This is a genomic window from Micromonospora sp. NBC_01655, assembly GCF_026339755.1.
Classification (GTDB): Bacteria; Actinomycetota; Actinomycetes; order Mycobacteriales; family Micromonosporaceae; genus Micromonospora.
Genome location: NZ_JAPEQF010000001.1, coordinates 4,850,779 through 4,858,575, shown reverse-complemented (window position 1 = coordinate 4,858,575; position 7,797 = coordinate 4,850,779). Strand labels below are relative to the sequence as shown.

The window sequence follows — 7,797 nt, the reverse complement described above, 5'->3', positions numbered from 1 at the left end:
ACGGGTGTGGGCCGCGGTGGTGACACCGGTGACCGGCTTGGCCGGAGGGGGCGGGACGGTGCCGGACGCCGTCCGGGACGTGTTGCGGGCGGTCTATCTGGGTGCCTGGGTCTTCCATACGGCACCGAACTCGCCGGTCGTGGTCCGGGACGACGGTGGGCGGCAGATCGTTGACCTGTCCGGCGTGCGGTATCGGAGCGCGGCGGAGTTCACCCAGTTCCTGGTTGATCATGGCGGGGATGTGGCGTTGTTGTGGTCGGCGGACGGTCCAGGAGACCCGGTCTCCCGGCTGCGGGGTGCCCTTGGCGTGCCGCTGTCGCCGCGGGACGTGGACGAACTGGGGTGGGTGCCGGAAGTGTCCGAGCAGTGGCGCGCGGAGTTGTTCTCCGCGGTAAGCGCGTTCGGGCTGGCGCGGCAGTGGTTGGAGGATCAGATCGGGTTGTTGCCGGAGCGGGCGGCGGTGTTGCCGGGCCAGCAGCCGGCCGGGCCGGGTCAGCAGACGGTGTGGGATTCCGCCGTCGAGGCCGCTGGGCGCGAGGACCTGATCCGGCGGTGGGAGGCCCTTGTCCGTGACCACGTGACGCGAATGGACAGGCCGGAACACGCTGAGCGAGCGTTGCCGCCTCCGGCCGACCGCGACCAGGACCACAGCCAGGCGCGGTCCGCCCTGGATCGGCTGTCCGACCGGTACGTCAACGAGCTGCGGGTTCTCAGCCGCACGCGGGCGCCGCGTAGCGTGGGCGTCTACGTCCGATCGGTGCCCGCGGCCAACGTCGGGGATCTGATGGTCCGGCTTGACCAGGCCGAGACAGCGGCTGCGGAGCTGGACCAGCACCTCGGACAGGTCGTGCCGGATGGGCGGGTTGCTGCTGGAGACGCCGCAGTTGCCGCCCAACCATGACCCGACCGTCGTCGTTCCGATGGATGCCCCGGTACGGCGCCGCCGACGAGTCGGCGGGGTGATCAACGTGAGGCGGATTGGACCGCGCCGCACGTCGACTCAGCCCTGCCGTCGATCCGGATCCAGTCACCCACCGCCGCGAACGAGCAGCCGGGTGGCGCGGGTGCTTCGGTCGGATCGGTCAACCACCAGCCGGCACTGCCAGTGGCCACCCGGTCCCGGCCGACCTTGCGCCGCAGGCGTGAGATGACGCTGCCCACTGCCACGGCATCCTTCGGGCGCGCCCTGACGCTCATCCCGTCCCGGACCTGTGCACCGCTACGAGGTTCGCCCTGCGCATCGATCAGTACCTGCAACGCCTCGGCCTGCTGGGGGCTCAGCTTGACGGGCGCGTTCCGGCCGGCCAGCCAGGCTTCGCTCGTCGTGCGCTCCAATCGCACGCCGGCCCACTCCGCGGCGCCCGGCCGGGGCCTCGCCGGGCCGGCCAGCCGCCAGCCGCCCCCGCCGGTGACAATCCGGTTACGCCCGAGGCGTTCCCGGAGGTGATGGATGACCACGCCCACCGCGGCGATCGTGGCGGGCCGGTCATCCGGTGGCAACGACGACCAGATCCGACTCCTGCTGCGCGGCACTCCCCGCGCGTCGACGAGTACCCGCAGCACGGCGAACTCCTGCGGGCCGAGCCGGATGGGGCGAGCCGGCCCGTCGAGGACGTACCGATGCTCGACATCGAGTCGCAGGTCGCCGAACGACAGCACGTCGGTGCCGTCGATCGGGTCCGGCGCGATCGGGTCCCGCATCCACCAGCCGTCCGCGCTGGTGAGAATGCGTGCGGCACCGATCTTCTTACGGATGTTGGCGATCACCACGCCGATCTGGGCAGCCGTTGGCGGCCGATACCCGCGGGGCATGGCCGCCCAGATCGCCTCCCGGCTGAGGGGTGCCCCCCGCGCCGTGATCAGGACGGCCAGCACGGCGACCTGCTGACCACTGAGCATGACCGCGCTCGACTCGGCGTGCAGTCGGACCAGGCCGGTGGACGTCTGCAACTCCACCCCGGCGTAGCACAGCGGGACATCCAGCACGGGCATGGACAGCTGGCGCCGACCGGTGCTGGTCCGCAAGCGCCGTCCCTGACGGCACTGAGAGGTCGCCAACGCAGAGCCTGCCGCCGGAGAAGCGTCCTCCGCCGGGCGGCAGCAGACCGACCGGCCGACCATGGACTGATCAATCACCATGACTCACAACCCCGTCTTCCACTGGTACTTGGCGGTGGAGCACAATCCGGGCGACGGCCGGGGCCGTAACGTGGGCATGACCTTCGATGGGCAGCGACCGACCAGACGGCGTAGGACGGAGCCGGGCCCTGCCGCCGCCGGCGGCGGCGGTCCAGGCGGTCCCGGCGTACTTGCTGGCCTACTCAGACGGCTCGGGTGGCTTGCTGCCGACGGTGGAGTTCGAGCTGCGTCGCAGTGTGTCGGTGGGTGGTCAGGCCGCCAACCGGTAGCCACGCTTCATCACGGTCTGGATCAGGTCGACGCCGTCCAGCGGGGTGTCGTCGAAGGCTCGCCGCAGCCGCGACACCGCCATCTCGACGGCGTGGTCGTCGACATCGGCCCAGCTCGGCGCGGCTGCCCGGATCTCGGCCGGGGACAGTACCCGGCCGGGACGGCGGGCCAGCGCCCGTAACACCGAGATCGGGCCGGGCTGGACCGGAATCACCTGGCGGCCGATCACCATCGCCTGGCTGCGAATCTGAACCCGGTGACCCTGCATGTCGAGCTGGAGCGACCGTCCCGGGAGTTGGTTCGCCAGGACCTTGACCAGGTCCGGCAGGGCGGGACTGTTCGCCACGTACGGGCTGAGGCCGAACGCCCGCAGCGGCTCCGCCGCCAGGTAGCCCAGACAGGCCGGCACGATGTCGGCGGTCAGCGCGTTGAGCACCTCGCCGAGGACGCCGTCGGCCTCGGCCTGGCGCAACATGTTCTCGGTGGCGGTCACCCCGGTCAACGCGACGGCGTCGACCTGCCGCCGGACGATGACTCCGCACAGCCGGCGCAGGACGTCGGTCCGCAGCGGCGGGAGAAACCGGTTGGTGATGACCTCGACCACGGCCGCCCCGTTGCGGCGTAGGGCCTCGCAGTACTCCCGGTGTGGCTCCGACTCGATCTGCGCCACCACCCGGCGGCCGATCATCGGCTGGGCGAGGAGATAGCGGAACAGGTCCTCGGTGGTCGCGGAGGCGGTTGCCCATATCTGGCTCAGGCCGAGATCCCGCAGCGTGTCGGCGGCGTGCCCGTCGCGGACCAGCAGGCGGGCGTGCGTCAGCCGGTCGATGAGCGTGTCGAGATGACCGGTCTCCTGGACCACGCGCAGCCAGGCCCGCAGGCCCACGCCCGACGACACGATGACCTCGTGCACCTGTCTCGTGACACTGTCGCGGGTGGCGACCGCAACGGCCTCCGCCACCGGTTGGGCCACCGAGCGGACCGCCTGGACGTTGACCGTCCGTGCCGAGGTGGCCTCCAGCAGGGTGGCGAGGTCGTGTCGACGACGCTCCGACAGGACGGCGATCGTGTATCCCGCCAGGTCCTCCACACTGTCCTCCCCTCAACCCGGCCTACCTCAACAGTGTTTGAACGGTTCCGGACGGCGGTTGGCTCAATCCGGTGAGGATAATCTTCGTCGGAAAGAAGTTTCGCGGTAACAGCGCGGACATAGCAGTGATGTCGAGTTCCAACACCATGACGGTTCGTTCACCGACCCGGTGCTACCGAAATCTGGGACGGCGTGCCGATCCGGACGGTGTTTTCCCAGTCCAGAGCCGACCGTCCAATGGTTACCGGCGAGTCGGGGCCGGATCCTGGAAGTGGATCTTGTGAGGAACTCGTCGGTCCCGTCACGTAGCTCCCAGTTGACTTCCGGGAAACGTGGCGGTGTTGAAGACTCGGCGCAATCGCCGATCGGTTAATGGAATGTGATCGATGAGTGCCGGCCCGGATGGGGACGGATGAGGGTGGGGCGAATGCCGATCCGGAACCTGGGTCGGCGTCCGCCGACCTCGAACGCAGGGCGGGCGGCGGGTCGTCGCCCGCTCCGGTCCAGTCCCGATCCGCAGTTCAAATTCAGGAGGGTCCATGGTCCGACGATGGGTACCGCTCGCCGTGGCGGCGACGGTCCTCGCCGCCGCCGCAGGGTGCGGCGGCGATGCTGGCCCGGAGCCCGGCTCGCCGGACGGGAGCCTTGCCGGCAAGACGGTCGAGGTGGCCGCCACCTGGTCCGGTGCCGAGCAGGCGAACTTCCAGGCGGTGCTGGATGCCTTCGCCGCGAAGACCGGCGCGACGGTGAAGTACACCTCCGGTGGCAACGATCTGCCGGTGCTGCTCAACAGTCGGATCGCTGGGGGTTCGCCGCCGGACGTCGCGTTGATCTCGCAGCCCGGGGTGGTGGCCGAGTTCGTGAAGCGGGGCGCGATCAAGCCGCTGACCGGTGACGCGGCCGCCGCGATCAAGGAGAACTACAGCTCTGCCTGGCAGGAACTGGGCACGGTGAACGGGAAGCTCTACGGCGTCTACTTCAAGGTGGCCAACAAGTCGGTGATCTGGTATCGGGTCGACAGCTTCACCGACGCCGGGGTGCAGCCGCCGAAGACCTGGGACGAGCTCAAGACGGTCTCCGCCGCGCTCGCCGACTCCGGGGTGACGCCCATGGTCGCCGCCGGTGGCGACGGGTGGGTGCTGACCGACTGGTTCGAGAACGGCTACCTCCGGGTCGCCGGCCCGGAGATGTACGACAAGCTGGCCAAGCACGAGATCCCCTGGACCGACCCCAGCGTGGTCAGGACGCTGACCCTGCTGACCGACTACTGGCGTACGCCGCGGTTCCTGGCCGGCAGTCCCACGCAGACCGCCTTCACGCAGGCGATCGCCGACGTGTTCGGCAAGGCGCCGAAGGGGGCGATGCTGTTCGAGGGTGACTTCGTCGCCTCAGAGATCAACAAGCTGGGTGAGTTGAAGGTCGGCGAGTCGGCGAAGTTCTTCGACTGGCCGTCGATCGACGGCTCGAAGCCGGCGGTGGTGACCGCGGGCGACCAGGCGGTCGCCTTCAAGGACACGCCCGAGGCGAACGCACTGATGGCCTTCCTCGCCTCTCCCGAGGCAGCGAAGATCATGGCGGCCAGGGGCGGGTTCATCTCGGCGAACTCGGGACTGGACATCGCGACGTACCCGGACGACACCACCCGGGAACTCGCCGAAGCGGTGGTGAAGGCCGAATCGCTGCGCTTCGACCTGTCGGACCTCACGCCGCAGACGTTCGGCGGCGGGACCAGCGCCCACCTCTGGGTGCTGCTACAGGATCTCCTCGCCAAGCCGATCGCCCCGGAGGCGTTGGCCCAGCAGCTCGAGGCTGCCGCGAAGAAGGACTTCGGAGGCAACTGATGACGATCACGCCCGACCCGGCTGAGGGCATCCGTCCGTCCCCTGCCCAGACAACCATCGGCCGGGCGAGCGTGGCCGATGGTCCCGGCGGTCCACGGACCACCGCCGGGACCACGGGCCGCCGGCGGTCACGGGAGACCCGCCTGATGGTCGCGCTCTTCCTCGGCCCCGCCCTGGTGCTGCTGCTGGTGCTGGTCTGCTATCCCATCGTCTACACGCTGTGGCTCAGCTTTCGCAGCGGTGACGGGTCGAGGTTCGTGGGCTTCGACAACTACGTCACCATGTTCACCTCGCCGAACACCCGGCGATCCATCCTGAACAACCTCATCTGGGTGATCGTGGCACCCACCGTGGTCACCACCCTTGGGCTGATCTTCGCGGTGTTGACCGAGCGGCTGCGCCGGTCGGCCGTGCTCAAGGCCGTCCTGTTCATGCCGATGGCCATCTCCTTCCTGGCCGCCGGCGTCACCTTCCGGCTGGTCTACGACGAGAACCCGGACCGCGGCGTGCTCAACGCGGTCGCCGTGTCGGCGCACGACGCCTTTGTGCCCCCGTCGCGTTACCACGGCGTGGATGCCCGGGAGCAGGGCGAGTTGGTGCCGAAGAACGGTGGCTTCGAGTCCAGCGGGCCGGCGAACCCGGGTGAACCCGTCCACCTCGCCCTCGTGGGTCTGCCGCCGAACCGGATCCCGACCGACGCCAGGCCGGCCACGGCACCCGTCGGCGGCCCCGGACTGCAGGGGGTGGTGTGGCTCGACTTCAGTCGCGGCGGCGGCGGCCGGGCGGGGACCGTCGACCCCGGCGAGGTGGGGTTGCCCCAGATGACCGTCGAGGCGGTGGCCGACGGGGGCAGGGTGGTCGCCACCGCCCGGACCGACGCCGCCGGGCGGTTCGCGTTCCCCGAACTCACCTCAGGGCAATACGTCATCCGGCTGCCCGCCGACAACTTCACCGAGCCGTTCAACGGCATCACCTGGCTTGGGCCTTCACTTGTCACTCCCGCGATCATCGGGGCGTACATCTGGATCTGGGCCGGCTTCGCCATGGTGCTGGTGTCGGCCGGTCTGGCCGCCCTGCCTCGGGAAGCGCTCGAAGCGGCCCGGATGGACGGCGCAAGCGAGTGGCAGACGTTCCGGCACGTGACCGTCCCGCTGGTCCGGCCCGTGCTCGTCGTGGTGCTGGTCACCCTGACCATCAACGTCCTGAAGATCTTCGACCTCGTCTACGTGCTCGCACCCGAGTCGTCCCAGGACGAAGCGACCGTGGTCGCCCTGGAGATGTACCGGGTGTCCTTCGGCGGTGGCCTGGACTACGGGCTCGGCAGCGCCCTGGCGGTCCTGCTGTTCGCCCTGGTGCTCCCCGCGATGCTGTTCAACATCCGGCGCCTGAGGAGGGATAGCTGATGAGCCACGCCATCATCGACGACGGTGTACCGGAACTGGTGCCCGCCGGTACCGCGCGGGGCGGCCCGCCGCGACCGGGACCGTGGACCCGGTTCATGCTGCGGTTCGGTAAGGCGCTGCTGCGGCTGCTGGTGCTCCTGGTCGGCGTCTTCTGGCTGGTGCCGACCTTCGGTCTGGCCGTGGCGAGCCTGCGTAGCAGCGCCGACAACAGCGCCACCGGCTGGTGGACGGTATTCACCACACCGGCCCAACTGACCCTCGACAACTACGTCCAGGTGCTCCAGAACGAGCGGATCGTCGAATCGCTGTGGAACACGGTACTGATCACCGTCCCGTCGACCCTGCTCGTGGTGCTGCTCGGGGCACTCGGTGCGTACGCCCTGGCCTGGATGGACTTTCCCGGCCGGGACTGGCTGTTCGTGCTGGTCGTCTCGCTGATCGTGGTGCCGGTCCAGGTGGCGATCGTGCCGGACGCCCGGATCTTCCGCACCATCGGCATCTACGGTGAAATCTCGGCGGTGGTCGCGTTCCACGTGGCCTTCGGGTTGCCGTTCGCGATCTTCCTGCTGCGGAACTTCTTCCTGAACATCCCGCGCGACCTGCTCGAGGCGGCCCGCCTTGACGGCGCCCGGGAGTTGGTCGTCTTCGCCCGCGTGGTGCTGCCGGTCGGCTGGCCGGCCATCGCTTCGCTGGCCATCTTCCAGTTCCTGTGGGTCTGGAACGACCTGCTGGTCGCGCTCGTCTTCGCCACCTCCGACAATGCCCCGATCACCTACGCCCTGCGGGAGCAGATGCGGTCGTTCTCGTCCAACCTCGACACGATCGGTCCCGGCGCGTTCCTGTCCATGCTCGTGCCGCTCGCGGTCTTCTTCGCCTTCCAGCGCTACTTCGTGCAGGGCGTTCTCGCCGGGTCAGTCAAGTAGCGGGAGGTTGATCATGGACGGCTTCGGCGGGTGGTGCGCCTTGTACCGGATCTGCCCTGCGGGCGTGGCTGGTGCAGGGCCGGGATCACCGTCGCCAGCGAACGTGGCACCTCCGCCGCCTGTCAGGCGGG

Annotated in this window: 6 protein-coding genes; 4 read left to right on the top strand and 2 right to left on the bottom strand. The window is 69.4% G+C overall.

The window, feature by feature from the left end; translation table 11 throughout:
- Window positions 1-4 precede the first annotated feature (4 nt).
- Window positions 5-901, top strand: a complete 897-nt coding sequence (locus OOK41_RS22040; protein ID WP_266266551.1) for a hypothetical protein — start codon at window positions 5-7, stop codon at window positions 899-901.
- A 62-nt stretch (window positions 902-963) separates the two neighbouring features.
- On the opposite strand, the gene OOK41_RS22035 is transcribed toward OOK41_RS22040, so the two are convergent.
- The gene (locus OOK41_RS22035) at window positions 964-2,121 is read right to left on the bottom strand and encodes a winged helix-turn-helix domain-containing protein (protein ID WP_266266550.1); all 1,158 of its coding nucleotides are present in this window, start codon (window positions 2,119-2,121) and stop codon (window positions 964-966) included.
- A 268-nt stretch (window positions 2,122-2,389) separates the two neighbouring features.
- Window positions 2,390-3,499: a uroporphyrinogen-III synthase gene (locus OOK41_RS22030; protein ID WP_266266549.1), complete on the bottom strand. Its 1,110-nt coding sequence runs from the start codon at window positions 3,497-3,499 to the stop codon at window positions 2,390-2,392.
- Window positions 3,500-4,038: 539 nt separating this feature from the next.
- Here OOK41_RS22030 and OOK41_RS22025 point away from each other — a divergent pair.
- The 3 genes from OOK41_RS22025 to OOK41_RS22015 all read left to right on the top strand — a co-directional run bounded on the left by OOK41_RS22025 (window position 4,039) and on the right by OOK41_RS22015 (window position 7,666).
- Window positions 4,039-5,340, top strand: a complete 1,302-nt coding sequence (locus OOK41_RS22025; protein ID WP_266266548.1) for an ABC transporter substrate-binding protein — start codon at window positions 4,039-4,041, stop codon at window positions 5,338-5,340.
- Window positions 5,341-5,486: 146 nt separating this feature from the next.
- Entirely contained in the window at window positions 5,487-6,743 is a 1,257-nt protein-coding gene (locus OOK41_RS22020) for an ABC transporter permease subunit (protein ID WP_266266547.1), read from the top strand.
- Entirely contained in the window at window positions 6,743-7,666 is a 924-nt protein-coding gene (locus OOK41_RS22015) for a carbohydrate ABC transporter permease (RefSeq protein ID WP_117667862.1), read from the top strand. The genes OOK41_RS22020 and OOK41_RS22015 overlap by 1 nt, the downstream gene beginning before the upstream one ends.
- The last annotated feature ends 131 nt before the right edge of the window (window positions 7,667-7,797 follow it).